General features: G+C 45.3%; 16 protein-coding genes. 4 read left to right on the top strand and 12 right to left on the bottom strand.

Translation table 11 applies throughout. The annotated features are described in order from the left end of the window. Nucleotides 1-12: 12 nt before the first annotated feature. The 3 genes from BQ7394_RS00780 to BQ7394_RS00800 all read right to left on the bottom strand — a co-directional run bounded on the left by BQ7394_RS00780 (nt 13) and on the right by BQ7394_RS00800 (nt 3,029). Nucleotides 13-408: a single-stranded DNA-binding protein gene (locus BQ7394_RS00780; protein ID WP_075555622.1), complete on the bottom strand. Its 396-nt coding sequence runs from the start codon at nt 406-408 to the stop codon at nt 13-15. Nucleotides 409-1,407: 999 nt separating this feature from the next. Next, entirely contained in the window at nt 1,408-2,694 is a 1,287-nt protein-coding gene (locus BQ7394_RS00795) for a type II toxin-antitoxin system HipA family toxin (protein ID WP_075555624.1), read from the bottom strand. Beyond that, nucleotides 2,691-3,029, bottom strand: coding sequence for a helix-turn-helix domain-containing protein (locus BQ7394_RS00800; protein ID WP_075555644.1), 339 nt, complete (start codon nt 3,027-3,029; stop codon nt 2,691-2,693). The genes BQ7394_RS00795 and BQ7394_RS00800 overlap by 4 nt, the downstream gene beginning before the upstream one ends. A 1,226-nt stretch (nt 3,030-4,255) precedes the next feature. Between BQ7394_RS00800 and BQ7394_RS00815 the strand changes: the two genes are divergently transcribed. After that, nucleotides 4,256-6,100, top strand: coding sequence for an ATP-dependent helicase (locus BQ7394_RS00815; RefSeq protein WP_075555625.1), 1,845 nt, complete (start codon nt 4,256-4,258; stop codon nt 6,098-6,100). A gap of 423 nt (nt 6,101-6,523) precedes the next feature. Here BQ7394_RS00815 and BQ7394_RS00820 read toward each other — a convergent pair whose 3' ends face one another. The 4 genes from BQ7394_RS00820 to BQ7394_RS00835 form a co-directional block, all read right to left on the bottom strand. Next, nucleotides 6,524-6,808: an HU family DNA-binding protein gene (locus BQ7394_RS00820; protein ID WP_075555626.1), complete on the bottom strand. Its 285-nt coding sequence runs from the start codon at nt 6,806-6,808 to the stop codon at nt 6,524-6,526. 99 nt (nt 6,809-6,907) lie between these two features. After that, nucleotides 6,908-7,135: a hypothetical protein gene (locus BQ7394_RS00825; protein ID WP_075555627.1), complete on the bottom strand. Its 228-nt coding sequence runs from the start codon at nt 7,133-7,135 to the stop codon at nt 6,908-6,910. Continuing rightward, nucleotides 7,132-7,452 carry a type II toxin-antitoxin system PemK/MazF family toxin gene (locus tag BQ7394_RS00830; protein WP_075555628.1) on the bottom strand — a complete coding sequence of 107 codons (321 nt, stop codon included), beginning with the start codon at nt 7,450-7,452 and terminating at the stop codon, nt 7,132-7,134. Before BQ7394_RS00830 ends, BQ7394_RS00825 begins: the two co-directional genes overlap by 4 nt. Further along, nucleotides 7,446-7,694, bottom strand: coding sequence for an AbrB/MazE/SpoVT family DNA-binding domain-containing protein (locus BQ7394_RS00835; RefSeq protein ID WP_048928561.1), 249 nt, complete (start codon nt 7,692-7,694; stop codon nt 7,446-7,448). The genes BQ7394_RS00830 and BQ7394_RS00835 overlap by 7 nt, the downstream gene beginning before the upstream one ends. A 427-nt stretch (nt 7,695-8,121) precedes the next feature. Between BQ7394_RS00835 and BQ7394_RS00840 the strand changes: the two genes are divergently transcribed. The 3 genes from BQ7394_RS00840 to BQ7394_RS00850 are packed head-to-tail and all read left to right on the top strand — an operon-like array spanning nt 8,122 to nt 9,928. Further along, complete coding sequence (locus BQ7394_RS00840) at nt 8,122-8,976, top strand: virulence RhuM family protein (RefSeq protein ID WP_075555629.1); 855 nt, start codon at nt 8,122-8,124, stop codon at nt 8,974-8,976. A gap of 16 nt (nt 8,977-8,992) precedes the next feature. Then, the gene (locus tag BQ7394_RS00845) at nt 8,993-9,319 is read left to right on the top strand and encodes a hypothetical protein (protein ID WP_075555630.1); all 327 of its coding nucleotides are present in this window, start codon (nt 8,993-8,995) and stop codon (nt 9,317-9,319) included. A gap of 12 nt (nt 9,320-9,331) precedes the next feature. Continuing rightward, nucleotides 9,332-9,928 (top strand): recombinase family protein, encoded by a 597-nt coding sequence (locus BQ7394_RS00850; RefSeq protein ID WP_075555631.1) that lies wholly within the window; start codon nt 9,332-9,334, stop codon nt 9,926-9,928. A 250-nt stretch (nt 9,929-10,178) separates the two neighbouring features. Here BQ7394_RS00850 and BQ7394_RS26050 read toward each other — a convergent pair whose 3' ends face one another. The 5 genes from BQ7394_RS26050 to BQ7394_RS00875 all read right to left on the bottom strand — a co-directional run bounded on the left by BQ7394_RS26050 (nt 10,179) and on the right by BQ7394_RS00875 (nt 21,715). After that, complete coding sequence (locus BQ7394_RS26050) at nt 10,179-15,938, bottom strand: hypothetical protein (protein ID WP_075555632.1); 5,760 nt, start codon at nt 15,936-15,938, stop codon at nt 10,179-10,181. A gap of 2 nt (nt 15,939-15,940) precedes the next feature. Continuing rightward, on the bottom strand, nt 15,941-17,554 hold the full coding sequence (locus BQ7394_RS00860) for a hypothetical protein (RefSeq protein WP_075555633.1): 1,614 nt from the start codon (nt 17,552-17,554) through the stop codon (nt 15,941-15,943). 23 nt (nt 17,555-17,577) lie between these two features. Then, nucleotides 17,578-18,702: a FimB/Mfa2 family fimbrial subunit gene (locus BQ7394_RS00865; protein WP_075555634.1), complete on the bottom strand. Its 1,125-nt coding sequence runs from the start codon at nt 18,700-18,702 to the stop codon at nt 17,578-17,580. Nucleotides 18,703-18,923: 221 nt separating this feature from the next. Beyond that, nucleotides 18,924-21,059, bottom strand: a complete 2,136-nt coding sequence (locus BQ7394_RS00870) for an Mfa1 family fimbria major subunit (RefSeq protein WP_075555635.1) — start codon at nt 21,057-21,059, stop codon at nt 18,924-18,926. A gap of 215 nt (nt 21,060-21,274) precedes the next feature. Then, a complete protein-coding gene (locus BQ7394_RS00875; protein WP_075555636.1) occupies nt 21,275-21,715 on the bottom strand; it encodes an HU family DNA-binding protein in 441 nt (146 codons plus the stop codon). Nucleotides 21,716-21,937: the final 222 nt, after the last annotated feature.

Here is a 21,937-nt window from a genome sequence, read left to right on the forward strand (position 1 = left end):
AGGCCGCTTCAATCATTTGGTTGCTTTTTTCTTTTTAGATGCAGCCTTCTTTTTAGGCTGATCCGGTTTTTCTTCTTTTTCCGGAGTAGGATAAAACTTGGTGGCTACCATAATGATGCGGTTACGCTTCTCCCCACTTTTAGAATCCGTCCATTCTTCCGGCTTGAAGTAGCCTTCAATGGTAATCAGCTCACCTTTTTTCAATACATCGAAGGAATCCACTGCTTCATTCTTTCTCCAAGCTTCAATTCCCATAAAAGCGGAAACATAAAAGGTTTCTTCACCTGCCTTATCTGCACGGCTGACTGCGATAGAAAAGCGTGCTACACTTGCTGTTTCAAAACTACGGATTTCTGCATCCTTACCAATAAAACCTGTTACTGCAAATGAATTTTCAATCTTTTTCATATCTCTGATTTTTTAGAAGTTAATTAATCAATTTTACAGTGCAAAAACTGATTGTTGACTTGGGGGTACACCATGAAAAAAGGGATAAATACGCTTTTTTACCTGTCAAAAAGGAAGATTTATCCCTTTTTTATTGGTTAAGATGGCAACAAATAATTGGGGTTAAATACACTTTTTGTGCAAAACAGAAAAAGGAAGATTTCAGCCAAATAACAACGTGATATTTGTGAATCGTCCCCTTATCCCCATCAGCGGGGTTAGCAACAATCTACCTTTGCAACGGAAAATGATTTGACTTCACTAAAAAATGATATGAAAAAGACAAAACTTGAAAATCAGTAACAGGTTTGGAAAGAATGCAAAAAACAATCGGTTAGACAGCAAGCATGGCACATTCCGAAAATATAGTCAGCCGCCCATTGATACACCGGAAGAAACATCTGCAATACCTTTAAAAAAATGAAGCCGAAAAATGAAGCATACCATATTCCATATATTAGAAAAAAGTGACTGTGCAATAAAATAGGCTACACCGAAAAAAAGGGAAAACGGATTCTGTGGGAAGAATAAAACCATACCAATACGGTCACCACACCTTTTCTGGAAAAAGAAGATTATACAATCGGAAAAATAACAAGGCTCCACTCGGAGAAAAGCAAGCGATTGAAGCGTACTGCCGCTTTGAAAGCGAAATATCCGAATACCTATCTACAGCCCTAGAAGGCTGGGACGTATGGGTAAGCAACAAGGTGAGAGAACACATTATCCTACAAGATGATGCGTGAACGAACCGGATACCTGATTCAGCAGCCAACAAACGGTAGTGAGGGCTAACAAGAACCAGGCATACCTTAATGGGGTGGTGGGAGTAAGGGAACTGCGTGTACGCTATCGCAAAACAGCCCAAAGGAGCTACCTTGATGTAGGGTGGTGGATGGGGAAAAGATACCCCGCTTCAAATAAGATTCGACAGATAACCCCAGTCAGTTCAGTTCTAGATTACTTACTTTTCTTCGACTCCAACAAGTTCAAATCATCGATGACCAATCCATCCAACACATGTTGGATTTTATCAGATATAGCCTTGCCTATGCCATATTTGGCACATAATGATTGAAAGCTACTTACAGCATCGAACACCTGTAATATCTTCTTTTCGGGTTCCTCTACAAAATCCTCGGCAAAGTTAACGAAATCACTTGTGGTCAAGGCAGACCTTTTGCCCATCACGCCCATCGAATGAATGTGTGCAGAAGAATTTTCCCATGTATTTGCCGTGAACATCACATCGTATGCAGGCGACAAACGCCATGTTCCTGTCTTGTCCATGATAAATGAAATATTCTTATTATGGTCATCAGATATACCTGCGACATAATTAAATACCATCCTGATAAATACCTGGTCTTTGTCTTCCTGAGAAAGTTTCAGAGTATCCGCTATCCAACATAGCTTCATATAATCATCTGCTCCCGGCATAATGGCTGCAAGGGTCTGGCTAAAAATCTTTTCTCCACCCTTACGATCAAACCTTTCCGTTACGAAATGATTTCTCCCATCAATTTCTTTCAGGAAACATGGCATCATGTTAATCCCTGCCGCTGCTGCCATTTCGCTATATATCATTTCTATCTCTGTGGTAGGAGAGTCGTCAGACTCTTTGAATTTTATGATATACTGTTTGAAATTTTCGGGTAAATCCACCTGGCCGGAACGGAACTCTCCCGTTTCAGTATTATAGGCTATCACTGCCTTTGGACGCATACCACCGGCAGAGGTTCCAAGATATACCAACTTTTTCATCGTAAGGCTATCCTCTGGTGATATGACGGCAGCATCCCTATCATTATATATTTTAGAAGCCAACGTTGCCAATGATGACATATCCACCGTTTCTTGGATGTCACCATCATTAAATTCCGGTTCAAATTCCAATGCTCCCATAGTCCTCTTTCCAATATAGGAAAGTTTCAATAGAGGTAATGATTCCGTAACCTTTATATTGTTATCCGTGAGCCACTGGTCAAACAAGGAAGCCCCCCATTTGTCAGGAAGCGCATCTGCAAGAAATTCCGGAAGCCCTTGATATAACTTATCTTTATTCCCATAAAAAGACGCGAACAAAGGGGTTCTCTTAGAATGAGTGGAAGGACATATATCATAATCTTGTTTCCTATATTCATCCGTAAATTGGAATACAGAACAATGCTTTTCAAAGTTCCAATTCAATTTGCCAATGCAAGTTCCCCACAGATATACATTCACTATAATCGGCTCTTTCTTCATACCATCTTACGTTTACTGTTAATTCTTTGTATTCTCTTGCCTATCTTTTCATTGATAAGGAATGGCGAGTCCGGAAGTTCCGGAACCAGACCGACAACGCCCTCAAGAGTCCCACTTATACGCAAAATCTTAAGCAATGTACTTAGGGCAATATCACTTACTTTGCAAGATTCTATTCTTTTAATCGTAATGATGGATACTCCCGCCTTGTCTGCAAATTCTTGCTGAGAAAAACAGCAGCTAAGCCGTATAGCCTTAACCCTCTTGCATATTTCCTTAACAATACTTTCATCTGAAAATTCATATATTGTATATGTATCATATATTTTTTTCATAGAGGGAATGTTTTTGAGTATCATTTTTGATACAAAAATATCAATAAATCTGAAATGCAGCAAATTTACTAGCATTTTTTAATGCATAATCTTTTTTCTACCAATGCCAAAAAAGCGGCTTTAAGTCGCTTTTGAAACGAAATATCCGAGTATCTACAGTCCTAAAAGGCTGGGACATACATGTAAGAAACAGACTGACAGAGAAATAAAAAGAGAATGGTATAACTTACGAAAAGAAGTTGTTTCGGCAATGCCGAAGCTCCGGATGATGACCATTGCAATCCCGCCCACGTTTGGAACTTCTCTTTTCAGGTTTGCCCATAATCAGCCGCATAGCGGATGACTACAGGTAAACCGGGAATGAGAACAGTCATTCCGATGAAGGGGGGGATGGGAAAGAATACTGCGTGAACGCAAAAACACAGTATGCCATCTTAAAACAATATCTTTAAAAAGTTTTTCAGAAGAAATGCTTACCAATATCCTAATAATTATTACTTTTGATAACATAATACAATGATATGGAAAAGAAAAAGATTACAATAGAGGTAGAACCAGCTACAGCCGTAGCTACCGTCGGTTTATTGCGTAGGATATTTCCCAGTATCATCGAACAACTGGAAAGGTAAGCCACAACAAACGGCAGCCCCTTAAAATTCTATAAAGTAGAAAATATGCAAGAAGTATTGGATGAGATTTATGAAAAGTACATTGCCAAAACGAACCTCCGGGAGTTTGCCCAGGCGCACTTAAATAGTGACGGATTACCTAACTGATACAGAAATACGGAATCTGCCAGCCATCCTTATTCCAAATAACAAATGGTACAGAATTACACACCTGTCATGTGGAAAGACAAAGCATTTGCCTTTGTCCCCCTACGAAGCATTCGGTGATTTGCCACATTATCCCAAAGAAAAATGTGAGCAAATTTACAAAGAGCTGAACAGCCTTATAAGACTATGTACTTATAGGCCGAAAAAGGAAGATGTTTATTTTCATCCGGTAAGTTATGTATGTCGTTCCGGAGGCTTCATAGTTACGGATAATCAGGCATCCTTTGAGGAATGCCCCTATCCTGCTTGCGCAGACCGTCATAGCTGCCAAAAATATGTGATTTGATGAACCGTATCATTGAAGAGTCTTAATTATATAAAATACCATGGAACATCCAAACTCCAAATGCAGAATAGCGCAAGCTGATGGAATAAAAAAGGATATATGTCATGTGTAAGATAAAGTTATCTCCCAAACAACAAGAAATTGCATCATTGACAGATGGTGCAGTTTTAGTACGTGCAAGTGCTGGTAGTGGCAAGACGAGAGTGCTTGTGGAACGTATAAAAATGTTGGCTGGTATGACCAAGCGTAAGGTATTGGCAATTACATTTACCAACAAAGCCTGTGAGGAGATTAGAACAAGACTTGCAGAAGTGGATGAAAATCTACTGGAACATGTTTTTGTTGCTACTTTCCATGGTCTATGTGAATCAATCATTGAAAGCCATATTGCCGCTACTAGGTTTGTGACAATGCCACAAATTTTTGCAGATGACGATAGAAAGAAAATCTTGGAAGACACAATTACTGAGACTCCATCTTTAAGCCAGTGGTATAGAGGACTGAATGATAAAGAACGTAGGGAAACTCTTTATCGGGCATTGGATAATATCAGCCTTATAAAACGGTCTGTGATTTTAGATGACGAACTGTATAATGTTATTAAAGATGAGCAGATGCGTAATCTATATTTAAGTTATAGAGAGCAGATGGATTCACTAAACGCAATTGATTTTGATGATTTGTTGCTTAATGCTTATCAATTACTGATACATAATCCAAGAATTGGAGACTTATATCGAAGAAGTTTTACATACATTTGTGTGGACGAGGCTCGGGATTTAAACAAGGCTCAATACATGGTTCTTCGTGCGATTACTGGTGGTGAGCATAAGAACGTAATGCTGGTTGGTGACACCAAACAATCCATATATGCCTTTAATGGTTCAAGTAGTAAATATATGGATGATTGGTTTGTGAAGGACTACAATCCGACCGTATATAACCTAAATGAGAATTATCGAAGTGCGAAGGCTATTTTGGATTATGCACAAAAGGTAGTGCATGATGACACCTTAGATGTAACCTTACCTTATACAGGCGTTTGTAAGGAATATGCTTATGATACACCATGTGAGGAAGCACAAGAAGTCGTAAGTGGTATAAAATCATTGGTTGGTACTGAAATAGAAGGTTATGACGGGAAATTGAATTATTCTGATATTGCAGTACTTGCTAGAAATAAATTCGTTCTTGGAAAGATTGAAGAGCAATTAAAAAGTAGTAGCCTGCCGTATCATTATAAAACTACGGGAGCAGGTTTGGAATTTGCATCCACTGCTGCTAAAGCTTTTGATTTGGCTATGGTAGTACGAACCAATCCCTATGATAGACTGCATCTTGATATGTTGCAGTCTATAGTAGGCGTGAGCCATTGCAAATCGTTAGAACAAGTCGTAGAAAATATTAGCGATGCATTCTTAAAAGAAGTCGTGCAGCAAGCCTCACTGTTGAAAGATGATGGTAGTAATATGTATCAAACTGTCAAATCTATATTGAACACTTTAAAAGCCTCTAATGCTTCGGAATTTAAGTCAACAGATGAAGTTTTGGCTGTTTTTGATGAATTTGAATTGTTAAAACATCATTGGAGTTCTTATGCTAAGAGTGTAACAAATTATTCTTTGTCTGCTTTTCGTAATGCAATGTCGTTGGGACAAACCTCTGTCACTTCTTCGGACGGAGAAGGGGTTACATTGAGTACAGTTCACACTATGAAAGGCCAACAAGCTGTAGTAGTATTCCTTGTGGGTATGGATGAGGGGACATTCCCTGATTATCGTGCTATTAAAAAAGGGAACAATAGCATTGAAATGCAACAAGAGAAAAATAACCTATATGTTGCAATTACTAGAGCTCAAAGACATCTTTATATTTGTTACCCTCAAAAAAGAAAGATGCCTTGGGGTGATTGGTCTCCAAGAAAAAAATCCAGCTTGCTTCCCAAGTAAACGATTGTATAAACTGAGTGTTTATGGCAAACGAATATTTTGAATGAAATTATATACATATATCAGCCGTCAATTTAGCAACATCAATAACGGTATAAACAGAGAGTACCTCAAATTGTATAAAAAACTCCATTGCAATTTGAGGTATTTCAATTTTTATTGCTACTTTTGTCCTAAGACGAGTGACAAAGAAAGCAACTCACAGCAAAACGCAGCAATAGGTACGGTTGCCAAGTCATTACCTCTATTTTATCCTTCCCTTCAAACCTCTTATAAATAAAGAGGTTATAGAAGTCTTCCAGAATTACGATAAAATTTCTTTTGCTGCCTCCAAAATCTCAGGAGCGCAAAAATCGTCTCCCTAAAAGACAACTGCCGGACGGTCATTATTGATACAATCTCTCAATAGCCGTAACTGATCTTTCATTGTTTACCCATTTTTACCATTGTCAAAAATTCTTCAGATGGTTTAAATACCGGTATGTTATGAGCCGGGATAATCATAGTGGTATTCTTAGAGATATTCCGGGCTGTCTTTTGCGCTCTCTTCTTCACTATAAAACTACCGAATCCACGAAGATAGACATTTTCCTCCTTACCCAACGAAGTTTTTACCTCATTCATGAATCCTTCCACAACAGCAAGCACCACTTTGCCGTCGATGCCAGTGCTGGCAGATATTTCCTTTACGATTTCCGATTTAGTCATTTCTTTATAATTTGAAAATTAGCGTGCAAAGATAATTAATCCAATGGATTATTTAAAGTCTGGCATCCGCAGCAAGCCCTGCCTTCGCCCAATGGAGTGTTACTTTACATTAAAGTATTCTATAAACATATCCTTTAAAGAGATGATTCGGTTTGCTCCATGGTCAAAATCTCCATGAAGCTGGCACAGATCATCAAAGATATCCTGATACTCTCCATCACTGTCGGTCAGTTCCCGGCTCCCATGCTTGGCATAGGCTTCGGCACATTTTTTAAGATACTCCGCAAAATCCTTACAGGTAGGTTTATTCTCTTTCTCTTCCATCATTCACAAAACATTTGTCGGAACACTTCTTTCAGTTCCTCTATTTCCCTGTTGTTAAGTTCTCCAATTTTTCGTTTTATACGGCTTTTATCCACCGTGCGAATTTGATCAGTGGCTATCTCTCCTTCACGCCCGGCTACAGAACACAGAACCCGGTAAGGATAGTTCCTTATCGTGGAGGTTATCGGAGCAATGACTACTATTGTAAGGTACATATTCAAATCTGAAGGAGTGACAACAACACATGGCCGTGTCTTTGCCATTTCACCCCCACGGGTAGGGTCTAACTCTACCCAATACACTTCATACTGTTCTACCATGTCCAATCCTCAAACTTTTCATCCTCAAACACATCAGGGATAAGCAACTCATCATCCCCATTCTCATGGGCACGTTTGGCAGCTTCCGCCCATCCCTGTCGTGGTTGTGCCTTTATCACAATATTGTTCCCGTCCAAAGAAACGCTCACAGCCGATTTCAAGGACAAACGCAACTGTTTCAATATTTCGGAAGGAAGTATTATCCCCTTGCTGTTTCCAATCTGAATAATGTTTGTTACCATAATGTTATAACTTTAAAATTGATTATCAAAATACAATAATAGACAAAGTTATGACAACACCAAAAGAAAAGCCAACTTTTTTCCATTTTCGGCCAACGGCTGCACTCGTCGGGAGTGCTGATGCACCCCCTTGCCGTGCGGCGCTCCCCGACCTATGATTCTTATCGTGCCTTGTGTCCTTTTCTCCGGCTTCTAACAAACAAATCTGCATAAAATATAAATTTACGTTTCCATTTGAATTTTAGTTATTTGATACCCTAACTATAAATAGCAAACAGATAACTGATTTTTTTGAAACAGCAGTATGTTTCTGTTTTATTAAAATAAAAAGGGAACAAACTTTTGAGGTAATACTTACGGAAAAAACAGACTTTATAATGTTTCTTTTTCGTACATTTGCAGCAACATAATAAAAGCGAAACATATAATGGAGAAGCAAGGAGAAATCATACTATACCAACCGGATGAAGCTGTAAGGTTGGAAGTACGTTTAGAAGATGAAACCGTTTGGCTCACACAAGCGCAGATAGCAGAACTTTTTCAACGTGACAGAACCGTTATTACCAAACATATAAATAACGTTTTTAAGGAAAAGGAATTGGAAGAGAAAAGCAATGTGCATTTTTTGCACATTGCTAATTCCGATAAGCCTGTCAAGTTCTTTAGTCTAGACGTAATAATTTCAGTTGGATACAGAGTTAAAAGCGTAAGAGGTACGCAATTCAGGCAATGGGCAAATAAAATTTTAAAAGAATATTTATTGAAAGGCTATTCTATAAACCAACGGCTCAATGACATGGAATATAGAATGAACAATAAATTCTTCCAAATAGAGAAAACCATTGCTGAACATGATGCAAAGATAGACTTCTTTGTACGCACCTCATTGCCTCCGGTGGAAGGTATCTTCTTTGACGGTCAGATATTCGATGCGTATAAGTTTGCTACAGATTTAATAAAGTCTGCCAAATGCTCACTTATACTTATCGACAACTATGTAGATGAATCCGTGTTACTCATGTTGAGCAAACGAAACAGTGGAGTATCAGCTACTATTTATACACACAAAATAAACGCACAGCTCCAACTTGATTTAAACAAACACAACGACCAATATCCTCCCATTAAAGCTAGAACCTATAAAAGTACTCATGACCGCTTCTTAATCATTGATAATACGGAAGTATATCATATTGGGGCATCGCTAAAGGATTTGGGCAAGAAAATGTTTGCTTTCTCCAAACTGGAACTTCCTGCCCATACAATAATTGATGTATTATGAAATAAGCTAATCACCCATGCAAGAAGCGGAAGAGAATATAAAATTCAAGATGGAAATTGACGTATTGGTTCCCATTCCACGTACTGTCACCCGTGATTTCACCAGTTTGAAGCATCTGCGTCAATGGCAGAAACGGAATGACATTGACGGTTCTCTTTACTGTTTTGCACACCGGGAATACCTGCTCAACGAAAAGGGAGAATGGGAACAATTTACCGTTATTGGCAAACAGGTAGTGACTATCGGAGAACTGGAAAGGCTTCTTTTGGTTATGAAGCAAAAGGGGTTCAACCAATACAGCCGTGAGGAATATGAAGAATTAATGTCTTCATTAAACATCTAAATACGAAACAGGATGAAAATAGGATATGCCCGTGTTTCCACCAAGGAACAACATCTGGATATGCAACTGGAAGCGTTGAAGGCTGCCGGATGCGAGAAGATCTTCTCTGAGAAAATGACCGGACGTCAACAAAACCGCCCGGAACTGGATGCCTGCCTGAACTTTCTCCGGGAAGGTGACACACTTGTCGTATATAAGCTGGACCGGCTTGGCCGTTCGCTGAAGAATATTCTTACGCTATTGGAAGATTTCAAGAATAAGGGCATCCAATTCACCTCACTGCAAGACAACATCAGTACGGAAGGCGCAATCGGCCAACTGATGAACAGCATTCTCGGTGCTTTCGCCCAATTTGAGCGTGACCTTATTTATGAGAGAACCCAAGAAGGCAGAAGAATCGCCAAGGAAAAAGGTGTCAAATTCGGCAGAAAGACACTTATCAACAAAAACAACATCGCCAAGCAGAAAAGCTGCATCCAGCTCTATGAATCCGGAACACCGGTAAGGGAGATACAGAAAATATTAAATATAGGCAGTAGCGGAACAGTGTATCGTCTGCTGCGAAGGAATGGTATTACACTAAAATCCGAGAACAAAAATACGAAATAAATCTCTTCGCCCATCCTTCAAAGATGATTCTCAAAGATCGTCTGCAATTCCACCTCTTAGCAAGATTATCCCCGTAAAGAGGAGTGATTTTTTAGAGGGTGACCACACCGTCCCATAACCGATTGAATTTGGCCTGTAATCGGTTATGGGACGGTGTGGTCACCCTATCAACGGATATCAGGAAAGAAATCAACCTTCGCGGGCACGAGTACCTGCGGGCTTATTTTTTATGATCGCCTCAAGGCCGGGTCTACCGAACCCTCACCTTCTCCGTCTTCACGGCTTGTCCGCTTTCCGCACGGATCACGTAGATACCTTGGGGCAAGTCGAAGGTGCAGGTCGCTTGTCTTGGGGAGAAACCCCGTATGACTTGACCGGAGAGCGTAACCACTTGGATGCGCTCCAACCTATCCGTCGTACTGACCACCACCTTGCCGGGCTCCGCCGAGTAAATCGAGATGTCATCGATACCGATGGCCGGGGTATCATCCGAACGAAGGAAATAACGTCCGTGCGTGGAACCACCCAGACGCAACGTATGGCTGTCACCTGTCAGTTCCGTAGATTTCTTCTCCTGAGCGTCGTACAGGTACAGGCGACCCGTCAGGCGGCTGATACCCTCGATGGTCACGGTAACCTCACCGCCCGCCTCGTTATAGACCCCCAGTCCGATGTTCCGGATGGACCTCACGGCGTTCACCTGTGCCGCCTTGCTGCCGGCCACGGTGTAAACCATCGGAGCGTCCAGCTCGGAATCGAGCAGGACAACAGCGTCCTCGTCGGCCTTATAGCCATTGTCGGCGCGGTCGCGTACCGTCAAGATGGAGCGGCTTCTTGCCTCGCCCTGTTCGGCGGTAATGGTGATGACCGGGTTGGAGGCGGCGAAGGCTTTCGTGGCGGTGCTTCCGGCAGTGATAGGCGTGGCTGACATCATCTCGGGAGTGAAAGTTATCTCTGTATCTGCTTTCACTTCCGCATTCTCTGCCAACTCCACGAAGAATGCCTGCATCGGGGCTACGGTACCGGTGGTATATGCGTTTTCGAATGGGATATCCGGTGTGCCTACTACTGTCGCACTTACCGTGCCATCAGTCAATGTCCAGTACTTATTCGCAAAGATTTTGTTCCCAGTGAAAAACTCTTCCATCTTCAAGTAGGTCATATAGGGATTACCCACCAAAAAATGACGCTTCTTTGAGGTGCCACCTTCGCCGATCACATCCCCGTCAGCCTCTCCAAACAGGTCGCTCAACTTCACGGTTACCTCACCATCCGATAAAGAACCGTTCTCTCCCTTATATGCCGCCAGCTGTCCGGAGTTCGTTCGAGAAGCAATGGTAGTCATGTCACTAGCGGCCTTTGTAGCCGGCTCATAGCTGTAGCTTTCATCCGCTTTCGGGAGGCGGACCAAGGCGGTACCGTTACCGCCGTTATCCTGTGGTACATCCTTTACGCTTAGATAGAAACCCTTGCCGACCGGGTACTTAACGGTCACGTCATTGTACTCGATACTCCAGTTGGACTTGACGATTGCGACCGATTCATGGGTCGATCCATCCGCTTGAGTCGCATAGTTAACCGCACTGTTCCATGCCTTTTGATAGAAAGCGGGTGCCCAGCGGCTGTTCGTATTTTGCGCATCATACGTTATTCCCGTAAAGGCCGCCGTCTCCTGTCTGCCGGTTGTTTTCGGGGCATAGAAGTCACCCGCATAGACATCCCGTAACGGAGAGGCGAACCAGCGCTTGCCATTGTTCTTGATCTCAAATTCCACCCAAGCTTTCTCGTAATCCAGCCTATGCTGATTCATGAGCGTAGCCTCCGGCTTGAGGTAGATCTCGCTAACCTTGTTGATATAGTAAGGGGAGATCTCTCCGCCTGCGTTTAATACGGCCATGTCGTATTGGATATCCTTTGTCGCTTGTTTTTTTTGCTCATTTGTTAACTGTAGTACGTGATTTGCCTGTTGCGAAATATCCAAGGATAACTTCTCTTTGCCCAATACAGTCACTTTCGTGAAATACAACGGAGCAAGTTGTTTTGTTTCCGTATCCGTTTCTCCGAGCGTAGTACTATATAATTCGTCTTTGGTCGAAGCGTACCAGTTTTTGTCATTATACCAAACTTCATTATCCGCTTTCGGATCCCAAGTCAGGTACTTGGGTACGACTTTGATAACCAATACGGCGTAACCTTCGCATGAGTTCGAAACAAAAACATTATCATCATATTCCCCGAATGGAATGTATAAACGATACGTTTCCCCTTCTTCCAGATACGTTGCAGCATCTCTATTAAATGTCATCGTCAGCGTTCCTCCATCCTTCTGTGTCGCAGAAAGTTCATTTAAGGTAGCAATCGGATTATAGGTATCATCATCCATTCTTAAAAGAACCTCATTTTTGTCCGGATATACATCCAAGCGGTTTCCACCCGATCCAAATGAGATTCGATTTCCTTGAATAGGGATATTTTGCAGTTTACTATTCTCCGTGACATTCTCCAATCCCAAGCGCAACGGAACCTCATTCAAGGATATGTCATCGTACTCCACATCATTATACCCCACTGCCATCTTGGGATCGGCGTCATTTCCTCCCAATGTCAATCGTTGCGGCTTCGTACAAACAGAGTATAGTTTATCGTTCACCGTGAAGTCTTTCACATAAGGTATGGCAAGGATATCATTCACCCACCTTATCGAGACTTTTTTGCCGGACACCAATTTAGGATCGCCTCCCTCACCACCGCGTAATCGTATCAGGTATTCGGCATCCGCCCGTTGATCATCAGTCCCATTCGTATAAAAAGAGCTTCCCCGTATGATCTCAGCGGTTAAAGTACCCGCTTTATTCTGTTCGTCAGTCAAAGTGTTGCGGAGAGCCTTTAAGAAGTTAGCGAATTTGTCATTTACACCGGGATAGGTAGCCTTTAATTTTTTTGTTACCTCCTCATATTCCGACGCTGTACCCAAGAACCAATCAAAGGTATATATCTGGTCGGAGAATTGCACTGAGAAAGCTACCTTATCTTTTAAGTTCCCATAGTCATCCACCTCGTTCACCCACAACTCGGCTTCCAATGTATGGATACTATTCAAGCAGGTATGGTCGTTCGGATGCGTCTCGCCATCCAATGCGATCGTGATAGAAGGTTGAACGATGAACGAAGAATTTAACAAACACGGATCCGTGAAATCAATATTACTATCATATTGATCCTCATTACCCCCCGAGCCTACGACTTGCGCGGCATTGAAAAGAACGACATCATACTTTCCCTCGGCATAAATCGGTTGATTTGTCTCTGCATTTTTTCCTAGCAGTTCTCCCGCAAACCTCAACTCCGTATTATCGACATTAATGGAGTGAAGATAGAGGATATAATTATGATCAGTAGTTTCTATTACCCAAGGACAACGAATACGGGGTATCCGCAAGAACGAATAGAATTTTCGTATCCATCTTTCATATAAAAGATTCTCCTTAGTACCTTCCGCTTTGATTGAGTCGATATGCGCTTTAAATGTATCTCTATTACCATCCGTCACCTCAATGGAGCCAGTTATATGTCCATTTTCCGTATTAATTGAGATTCCTTCAAGTAGTTTTTTGATCACGATTTTTAAACTATCCACATTGAAGCCATTCAGTGTATCCTTATTCCAAATAGTTATATTTACCTTTGTACCATCTGGTTTTGTTATCGACTTTTCTTCTGTATCGGAGAGGAAATCATTCATGGCACGTATATTCATAAGGATCTCGTCGGAGATAGCAGTATTCTTGTCTTGAGGAAATTTTACATCAGCATTTTTACTTGTCGGTACAACGACACGGATGCTCTTACTCAAGCCCTGTAAAACAGGATCATCGCTTTTCTCCAAATCCTTGTTTATCGTAATCCAGTCTTCCGCTTTAGAACCATCAACATCAGTAGCACCATCCTCTCTCTTGGCACCGATCTTATCCGTAAAACCGAAATAGACGTTGCCAACATAATTCTGAGGACTATCAGCGTAGGGATCACCGCCCATCAGACCATAACGATATTTACGATTATAAGGCTTGGTCAGATCCACGCCCTTCAATACATCACCGCCATTGGTATTCCATCCCATGTTACGCAACAACGTGGCATAGTCGGAACTGACGATCAAGGTTGAAGCGGAGCAAGCGTCCGCACGCTGCACGGAGACATTCGGCAGGGTCTTATAGATGCGAATGTCGTCGATGGCGTAGTCGGCACCGTTGGAATCCAACGTGTTATTTTGTATTTCCAACGAATATTCCCCATAGTTTGCTTTGTTTCGAGGGATAATAATGCGGTAGCAGACTTGCATCCACTTGGCATAATCATATCCCTCGGGATCTCCCGTCGAAAAACGGTGTAAAACTTCTTCTTTCACGATCTCATCTCCAAGCTTATCAACCCCTCTTAATATAAAATTCAAGTTGGGTTTCGTTTTTTGGCCTTCCGACAGGTCTGATACCCAAGCTATGACGGTCAATTCTGTACCTCCACACATAGTACCCGCCAAAGGAATATTGACAATCCGGCCGGGTTGAACGGCTGCATCCACATAGAAGAAAAAGCCGTATTTCTTTTCCCCGTTTTTTGTTTCCTCATAAGTTCTATCATAAAACCCAGCAGTACTTGTTTTACCAAAAAACCAGTCATACATTCTATTTGTCCAACTGGAAGATTGAATAGTTCCACCACCGTCATAACTTGCAACAATCCCCTGTGCCCAACCCTCTACGTCGTAACGTTTACGATCCGAAACAGCCGGATCAGAAACATTCGCAGAACGATATAACCCATAGTGATCTCGCTTTGGAGTCAGCATTTCAGAGATGGAAGCCAACCCCGGATTCACGAATCCGTAAGTACTCTCCTCATAATCCAGCGGTGTCATGCTCATATTGTTTTTGGGGGTCAACTGCGTGACCGTACTATCCGTCAATCCACCGTTCTTATCGATGATATCGAAATTGTTATATCCTATTTGCTCATACTTCCGATCGAACTTTCCCGGATTACGATATTCATTCGTCTCTTCTATATTTTCTTCTAACTCGAATCCGGAATCATCTTGAGGGGTGATAATATATCTTGCGATACAGGGGCTGGTGGAAGCTGGAAGAAAACCATCTCTATTAGAATAGGCAAACACATCTACCGTCATATCCGTTTTTATTGACTCTTGAATATTGATGATCTGTTTTCCTTCGTCTATAGCAATTTGCTGGCCACCCTCTTTCTTATAGACAAAATGATCACCTTTCCTCTGTCTACTATTACTTGTCCAGTAATAATTCTTAGCACCCATATCCAACTGTAAGTTTACATTCTCAGCACCATTCGGTATGGTTATGTAAAAAGTATCCAAGGCTGCATCCGTTTGAACCTTGGAGAGTCTTTCTGATATGACACCAGAATTACGGATGATATATCGATACCGTTTGGAGATGGTAGGCTCGGTTAATACTGTAGGAGAACTACCATCGGGGGAGTGCCAACCCAACCCATCAATATTATGGCTGATATCACAGATAAGAATATCGTTATCCCCATTACTTGTGTATGTCACTTGTCCAATTTCACTCAGATTTGTATTTTGAAGGGAAAAGCCATGATACCAAAACAATGAATTAACGCTCCCTGAATTTCCACTTGTTGCATTTTTCAGCTTACCATTCGAAAACCGGTTGCTTATTGATAGGACATTACCTTCTTCATTCACACGATACCAGCGTGTATACCATCTATAATCTCCCATCCATTTATTTGAGGTAAACTCTACTAGTTCCGGAATCTGAAATACTCGTGTTTCGTTATCAGCGATATAAATCGTATCCACAGTCGTCGGCACGTCGTCCTGCGGAAAGGACTTACCTGCTTGAGGTGTTATCGTATACTGCCCCCACGCTTTTCCCGTGCCTCCGATCAGGAGCACGCAGGACAAGGCGAGTAGCCTGCCTATGCTATATAATGTATAGTGTCTCATGATTAGTTACCTCCTTGTTGGTTTGTCGTGTTTTCTATGGTGATCGTGTATGGTAATGTTACCTTGGTTGTTGCTCCGTCGCTGGTACCTTCGAGCACGAGGTTCAGCCGTACGCTGGCGTCGGCGTGTTTTGCCAGTTCCTGCGTCGTCACCGTGAAAGAGCCTTTCAAATCGGAGTCGCCTTCATTCAGTTGCAGGGCGGTCGCTCCGGTCTCGGTGATCCATGGCGCATATGGTTGTGTAGAAGACGACAGGTCGTAGAGCAGGCCGGACTTGTTATCCGAGCTTCCGACCACGGCGCTGGAGAAGGGGTGCGCCTCGCCTAGTTCGTAAGAATCGCTGCCCGATGAATAGAACAATATCTTCGGACCTGTCAGGCCGGAGACGCTTTGGATCTCGAAAGCGATCGTCACCTTCCCCCCGTGGCCTTGCGTGCTGAAAGGCACCTCCGGGATGGACGCTCCCGCCGGGATCGTGATCGTGTGGGGCAGCCCGCCGATGGGCATATGGCTCATGCTAGGCGTAAACGTGACGCTCACGTCGGATAGCAGGATCGGGATCCTCAGCCAGTCGTTGCGGCGCACGAACGAGAAACGGGTCTCTTTCGGGGTATCGTCCTTGCCGTCGGTCGTGAGCTTGATCGTGATAGGCTTACCGCCGCCGTTGGTCTGGTTCCCGTTGGCTGTCTCCGTTACCAGAAACGAGTAAGACCGGGTGTCGTTATCTGAGATTTTTCGGTTGTCGTCGTTTAAGCTCACCGTATAGGGGTTACCTTCCTCCTCGGCTTGAGTGGGGAATCGGGGATTGTTGATCTCAACCGTCTGAGAATTTTGCGACAACAGCAACAGGTTCGTTCCCGTCTTTACGTCCCACGGGAACAAGTACTGGGGGGTCCCGTCCTTGCGGAACTTACCGACCTCGATGCCCGTTATCGTGACCTCCTTCCCTGTACGGTTCATAACCTCCACGCTCACCTTGCCCAAGAGACGGATCAGCTCGATCTCCAGCTCGTTATCCTTGTCTTTTATAAGCAAGCCGGTATCGCCCAGCGGATAGCCGTAGCTGCTCATCGGGATGTAGGTCTTTCCCGTTTCCGTATAGTCGGTGATCGCTCGCAAGGTGGCGTCCAGCGCAGCGGGATCGAATACGGAACCCTCCTTCAGCGCATCCAACTCGGTTTCGATCTCTTGCTTCGATTCCGCCGTGAGTCCGCTCAGGTTGGCCAAGGCGTAGAACTTGTAATATTGTCCGACCTCCAGCTCAACCGAGGCCTCGTCCCTTGAATCGGGGACGGGATTCAAGGGAGCATCTTCATTCGATACGCCGCTGTCGTACACGAACGCACCATCCGCACGCTTCTTCACGATGATGATGCGCCAGTCGGCCAGATGACGTTCGTATTCCGAGTCTTCATCGGTGGTCACGACTTCGGTGGAGGTCTCGCCGGCCTTGGTGACCGCCTGCCGCTCTATGCTTCCCAGCGAGATGGTCAACCGGGCATACTTTGTCTCCGGCACCTCCGGCCCGCCTCCTCGCTCGTCGGAGCAGGCGGGGAAGGATAAGAGGAGCGATAGCGAGGCCGCTATCGCCAAGGCTTGTTTATATCGGTTGTACATGGATGTCTTTCTCTTTATGTTGTTTATAAATCAGCGTCATTCAATCGGATCACCCAGTCTTTCACCTGTATCTTGTAGCAGGCGTAGCCTACGATGGGCACGTCCGGGTCGGGGATGTCCGAGTCGGGATCGGGATCAGGATCAGGGTCGGGGTCGGGATCAGGATCAGGGTCGGGGTCGGGATCAGGATCAGGGTCGGGATCGGGGTCGGGGCAGTCGGGGCATACGATCGGGGTGAGGAAGAATACGATGGAGTACTCGTCCTGCCGGTCGAGGTATTCCTGCGCCGATATGTCGTGCCCCTCCATCTGGGTGAGGAGGAGGTAGCTGTTGAGGTTGACATTCAGCACGTCCTTCTCCCAGTCCTTGTGGCGCACGACGAGGCGGTAGTTCTCGCCCGCCATGAGGCGCATGGTGTTCAGCTCGGCGACGGCCACGTACCGGTTGGCGGGCTTGCCGTTGATCGAGTCGTCACCGTCGGCGATGTCTACGCTCTTCTGGTAGTAGGGCGTGTAGGTGATGGCCGGGTCGTCGAGGAGGCGGTTGTCGTAGTCCATGTAGCCGTTGTCGGCGGTGATATGGAAGGTGAAGTCTCGGGCATCCATGCTATAGCCCTCGGTGTCTTGCAATACGACACGCAGCTTGTTGGTGTTCTTGGCCAACGATATCTCTTTCTCCTCGTGGCTGTCGCCGGTGATGACAAGCGTGTCAAGGGCGTGCCAGAGGGGTTCCAGTTCATTGGGTTGGGTAGTGTCGGGCTCTCTCAGGGTACGGACACGGATGTCCTCGATGGTAGAGGAGCCGGGAGCCGGCTCGGGCCATTGGTAGGAGTCGTCGTCCAGCCCCGCCCACGTAAGCAGTTGGTAGGTGCCGGGGTCGAGGTCCATCACGATATGGTTGGCCTTCAGCTCGTCGCCCTCAATGTCTCGCCGCGTGATGAAATTACCCTTGTCATCGCAGATAAACAGCGCGGCTTTCGTCACCTCGTGCCCGAAGGCGTCGGCGAATTTCATGTTGTAATCGTAGACGAGGCGCAGGCTGTACTCGCAGGGTGCGAGGGAGTTGTCGTGGATGAAATCGCAGGCGGTCAGTCCGGCCAGCGCGAGCGTCCCGATGGATGTTGTCAGTATATTCGATAATCGTTTCATATTCTAAAAGTCAAACTGTTTTGTTTATCGCCAAAGATAATTCTCAGGGAAGCCCCGCCGCCCCGTACCCGGGGTCTTGGCGGCGAGGCTCGGTGTATGAGCCGGGAATCGTCCCCTCTATTATCTCCTAACCGAGGGGGCCTCGCCCGTCTCCCATGCGTAGGGTCATAGCTTTAGGATGGGAGGAGCATCCCGGCCTGTGGGATCGGTCCGACGGGGGATCAGAGGATGATAGAGCCTTGATTACGCTTAACCCAGTCTCTCACGTACAATTCCACTTTGATATAGATATTCTCGCTCTCCACGTCGGTACCCGGCTCGGATTCTCCCGGAGTGAAAGGCAGCGGATCGCCCAATGCGCTTACGCCGGACACATGTAATTGATATACGTTGTTGCGGACGATACTGAATTCCATCGTACCCATTACGTTGGCATCGTCATTATTGGCGTGACGGATCCAGTAACGGTAGTAAGACTTACCTTCGTTATAGAAGGAGATGTTGTAGTCACTCTTGATATTCTCGGAGGCGGTTACTTTATCTGTCTCGTTAGCCGGATCTTTAAGCGGTTTGTCTGCTTCTTTACCGGCAGCAGTAATGAACGAGCTCCACTTGATAGCGGTGATTGTACTTTCGCCAAAATCGCTTGGAGCATTTTGCTCGGGATTCAATACCCCGTCCAAATAGTCATGATAAGCCTCGCCCAACTTATAGTTCTTGTTCATCCCAGCGACGGCCTCTTTCAACTTTTCTAACGTAACGGTAGTAGAAGTAACATCGTCATTGAATAACAGCTTAATGATATCAACGCCATTCGTTTCACCTTCAAGGTTAGCGAAAGCAAGCACGCCGATCGTCTTCAGGTCCTTACATAAATAGCGGCTGGGCGTGGCCTCGCTGTTATACAGATCGTTTACCACGTAGAAGCTGGAATTTTCCTTATATACAGAAACTTTAACCCCCGTCTCAGTATCATTTGATACGTACTCGCTCCAAGCGTGCGGCGTATATACGCCCTCGAACAGCATACCGGTCGTGAAGCCTGTCTTCTGTTGCGCCGCGCTGGCCGTGTTCTCCATCGTGTAAAGAACCGGGGTGAAGTCCGTGGTGCTTATGGCTGTCGCACTTGCTATCTTGACAGGTGTCGTTTCATTCAAATCAATATTGTACTGGTTGGCGTAGATTTCCGACATTGATGATTTAGTGGTGACAGCAGTAGTAGCATCCCCCGTATAATAACCAGCCGGAGTGATTGCTGTCGGGAAGGTACCGGAGCCATTATATGTTTTATTCTTCGTCCAAGGATCTAGCACGTAATTGAACTTGAACTCAGAGCTAGTCCAAATCTCATTCATCAAATAGTTGGATTTCGTAGCTTCCGTCACGGCCTTATAGGGATCGTTTTGCGTTCCTGTTAACTCTTCCGTCACCCTTTTCAGCATATAAGTACCGCCCTTCAATTGGTTGATCAACTGGTAACCGGTCAGCTTGATCTTGTCTTTAGCGGCATCACTTGTTTGGTTTAAATCGCTTTCGCCGTCGATGCTTATGGAGTTATCCACCGTTATCCCGTCGCCGGCCAAGCCATCGGCCAGCTTCAAGTCAACCCTAGCGGCCAAACGTTCTACATACACCGTAGTGGTAGCCGGATTGCCTTCTACCGTATTATCTTGGGAGATCGATACGCTGGAACCTCCGTTCACACCCTTCATCTGGTGGGTGGACATCACGAACGAATTGGCTGTTCCATACTCATTCTTGCCCTTCCATGCCGTTTCTTGCAAGAAGTCCCGCAATTGGGTCAATGTGGTAAACGTCTTGGCGGAACCTAGGTTCGTAACGGCGATCACATGATAAGTTTTCGTCGTTTCGCCCGGTGACTCGTTCACCTTGACGGTAACCGTAGCGTTCGACGTGTGATGCGGCTCGTCGTCCGGCGTGTTTCCCGCCACAGTGTTGGTAAAACCGCAACCGTAGATCATAACGTCGTTACTGTTTACCGTGTTAGTACCGGTGGCAAATAGAGACGCATCTTTTTCTGTACCGATATCTGAGCTTCCATAAGAATCAATCTTATCTATCGCAGCCCCCTCAAAAAGATAAAGGTTTACGTCGTTCACCTTGTTCTCGGCCTCGGAGCCGGTCAAGTTACCGTCGCCATCCTCTCCACCAGTAGGATCATCGGCTTTCGTCATAGCCCCGTTCGTGGAGCCGGTAGCGATGTTCACGGTCACATAGACGTTCTCGCCGTCGGCCTCATTCCCGTTGTTACCGTTCGGCCCGTCCTTCAGGTCGTCCGAACAAGACACCGCCACGCAAGCGAAGGCGAGTGCCCATAATGTACTTTTTCGTTTCATCGTATTGTTTAATTAAATGTTAGAAATATTAGCTTCCAGTCATTGACAATATCAGCGTTAGTCCTCGGTATCCCTCTTCCGGCATCCGCCACGAGCCTCCTTGGAGGTCTGCGGCAATCCCCCTTAGAGGTCTGCGGCAGACCTTCTGAGACATCCGCGGCAGGCCTCCAAGGACATCCGCCGCAGACCTCGGAGAGGGCCGCCCCGGATGGAGATCAGATCTCGTCCGGGCTTTCGCTATCGCCCGCAGCCTCCTCGTCCGGATCCTTTACCCGCAAGAATGTCACGTTTTCACGCATGTCTTGCAGCAACTTGCCCGGCGTGAACACCAGCCCCGGTTTCCTCATCATCGTGGCGGCGTTGAACTCCTTCTTCGTGAGCGAGCCTTGACTGCCCAGCGTCGGGCGGATGCTACCGAACTCGCCCATCTGCACGTTACGCCCCTCGCTCAGGTGGCGGCGCAGGATGCGAGGCAGGCGGTCGAGGATACTTTTTACGTCGGCGCTCGTCAGTGCCGTCTCCTCGGCGATACTCTCGCAAAGCTCATCGAGCGATACCGTGCCGTTGCTCACCAGCGAGGCGTAGTAGCGCTTGCCGTCCGTGGGGGCATCTTTCGAGAAATCCTTGCGTTGCACCAGTTTGTACCTGATTGGCATGATTTACCTCCTTTTTTAAAACATTATACATTCATTCTATAACGATAAGCACGTGTCCGTGCGGATCAATCCAGTCGCTCCAGATTGGCCCGTGCCTGCTCGCCCACCCGCACGTCGTCCGCCAAGGAGCGGAAGATGGCGGCGGCCCGTTCCGTATCCTTCTCCAGCCAAGCGGCCACGCCCTCGGCCAGCCTGCGCTCCGGGCCCTCGGCGGCTTTCGCC

Origin of the sequence: Parabacteroides timonensis (assembly GCF_900128505.1) — a bacterium.
GTDB lineage: Bacteria > Bacteroidota > Bacteroidia > Bacteroidales > Tannerellaceae > Parabacteroides > Parabacteroides timonensis.

Bases quoted from the DNA above. Each gene is read 5' to 3' on its own strand.
- BQ7394_RS00840 (WP_075555629.1), top strand. From the start codon at position 8,122: ATGGAGAAGCAAGGAGAAATCATACTATACCAACCGGATGAAGCTGTA.
- BQ7394_RS00875 (WP_075555636.1), bottom strand. From the start codon at position 21,715: ATGCCAATCAGGTACAAACTGGTGCAACGCAAGGATTTCTCGAAAGAT.
- BQ7394_RS00815 (WP_075555625.1), top strand. From the start codon at position 4,256: ATGTGTAAGATAAAGTTATCTCCCAAACAACAAGAAATTGCATCATTG.
- BQ7394_RS00835 (WP_048928561.1), bottom strand. From the start codon at position 7,694: ATGGTAACAAACATTATTCAGATTGGAAACAGCAAGGGGATAATACTT.
- BQ7394_RS00845 (WP_075555630.1), top strand. From the start codon at position 8,993: ATGCAAGAAGCGGAAGAGAATATAAAATTCAAGATGGAAATTGACGTA.
- BQ7394_RS26050 (WP_075555632.1), bottom strand. From the start codon at position 15,938: ATGAGACACTATACATTATATAGCATAGGCAGGCTACTCGCCTTGTCC.
- BQ7394_RS00830 (WP_075555628.1), bottom strand. From the start codon at position 7,452: ATGGTAGAACAGTATGAAGTGTATTGGGTAGAGTTAGACCCTACCCGT.
- BQ7394_RS00780 (WP_075555622.1), bottom strand. From the start codon at position 408: ATGAAAAAGATTGAAAATTCATTTGCAGTAACAGGTTTTATTGGTAAG.
- BQ7394_RS00825 (WP_075555627.1), bottom strand. From the start codon at position 7,135: ATGATGGAAGAGAAAGAGAATAAACCTACCTGTAAGGATTTTGCGGAG.
- BQ7394_RS00860 (WP_075555633.1), bottom strand. From the start codon at position 17,554: ATGTACAACCGATATAAACAAGCCTTGGCGATAGCGGCCTCGCTATCG.
- BQ7394_RS00870 (WP_075555635.1), bottom strand. From the start codon at position 21,059: ATGAAACGAAAAAGTACATTATGGGCACTCGCCTTCGCTTGCGTGGCG.
- BQ7394_RS00795 (WP_075555624.1), bottom strand. From the start codon at position 2,694: ATGAAGAAAGAGCCGATTATAGTGAATGTATATCTGTGGGGAACTTGC.
- BQ7394_RS00850 (WP_075555631.1), top strand. From the start codon at position 9,332: ATGAAAATAGGATATGCCCGTGTTTCCACCAAGGAACAACATCTGGAT.
- BQ7394_RS00800 (WP_075555644.1), bottom strand. From the start codon at position 3,029: ATGAAAAAAATATATGATACATATACAATATATGAATTTTCAGATGAA.
- BQ7394_RS00865 (WP_075555634.1), bottom strand. From the start codon at position 18,702: ATGAAACGATTATCGAATATACTGACAACATCCATCGGGACGCTCGCG.
- BQ7394_RS00820 (WP_075555626.1), bottom strand. From the start codon at position 6,808: ATGACTAAATCGGAAATCGTAAAGGAAATATCTGCCAGCACTGGCATC.